Source organism: Burkholderia sp. 3C, from assembly GCF_054589155.1.
On record NZ_BAAILN010000156.1, the window covers coordinates 1 to 1,170 of the forward strand.

1 protein-coding gene and 3 tRNA genes are annotated in these 1,170 nt (G+C 55.8%); all 4 read right to left on the reverse strand.

Annotation, left to right across the window (positions count from 1 at the left end):
- Nucleotides 1-109, reverse strand: a 109-nt coding sequence (locus tag ACYP33_RS33900) for a GTP-binding protein (RefSeq protein ID WP_033477657.1), incomplete at its 3' end; no start/stop codon positions are given.
- 62 nt (nucleotides 110-171) lie between these two features.
- Nucleotides 172-246 (reverse strand) — tRNA-Thr (locus tag ACYP33_RS33905).
- Nucleotides 247-272: 26 nt separating this feature from the next.
- Nucleotides 273-346: transfer RNA gene (locus ACYP33_RS33910), tRNA-Gly, on the reverse strand.
- Nucleotides 347-384: 38 nt separating this feature from the next.
- A tRNA-Tyr gene (locus tag ACYP33_RS33915) sits at nucleotides 385-470 on the reverse strand.
- Nucleotides 471-1,170: the final 700 nt, after the last annotated feature.

Here is a 1,170-nt window from a genome sequence, read left to right on the forward strand (position 1 = left end):
TCAGCACCGTCGTGATTGCTGCCGTCAGCGTCGTCTTGCCGTGGTCAACGTGACCGATCGTACCAACGTTGACGTGCGGCTTGGTCCGCTCAAACTTTCCCTTGGCCATTTTCAACTCCCGTAAGGAATTTCACATATTGCGCGGCGCGCAAACAGACACTGACAACCTGCTGGTGCCCATGGGCAGGATCGAACTGCCGACCTCTCCCTTACCAAGGGAGTGCTCTACCACTGAGCCACATGGGCGAAACAAGTACTTACTGCGTAGAACTTGGAGCGGGTGAAGGGAATCGAACCCTCGTCGTAAGCTTGGAAGGCTTCTGCTCTACCATTGAGCTACACCCGCACGGGCCACTTAACGATCCCTTTACCGCTCTATTTGTCTGGTGGAGGAGGTTGGATTCGAACCAACGTAGGCGTAAGCCAACAGATTTACAGTCTGCCCCCTTTAGCCACTCGGGCACCCCTCCGTAGAGAACTGACGATTATGGTTCTATGCCGACCTTGTGTCAAGTACTCTGAGGAGATTTTTTTATCTCGTTGGCAGCACTTGCGCTCGACATATCATGCCGACCGCCTGCTTGACGCTTCGTGATTCGACACCCTGTAAAAGCGTCGCGATTCATCAAACCTGGCGACCGGAGCGGAAATCAACCCGCCCAGACCGTCATTCCAATCTCTGGAAAGCTTCTCAGAAAATTGGAAAGACGTGAATCATAAGGGGTCACGACGAATAAGCCAAGTGGTAAACCGCGTTTTTCGAAAGTTTTTTTGATGCTGATGTGTTGCGGCGGAAAGTTTGAGGCGCGGCGGCAGATTGAAACAGTGAACGCGAGATTGCGGAGAGCTGGAGTGCAGCCCCGTGGGCAACGTAGACGTTCTCTGAATGTGCCGGGAGCGCGCGCAGCGGGCCCCAGCGGGCATCCACAACCGAACAACAACGTTGTAGCCGCCAGGCCTCTCCGGACCTGGTGGACGACCAGGCTGCAGAGCATGAGGGTACGATCCACAAGGGTCTGCCGGCGACGAGGTCGGAGCTCGACAGGCGCGCGATACGAGCGCGTGTTCCGCGGCCGAAAAGACAAAACCCCCACTGCATTCGCAGCGGGGGTTCTGAAGGGGAAGCCTGACGATTACCTACTTTCACACGGGCAATCCGCACTATCATCG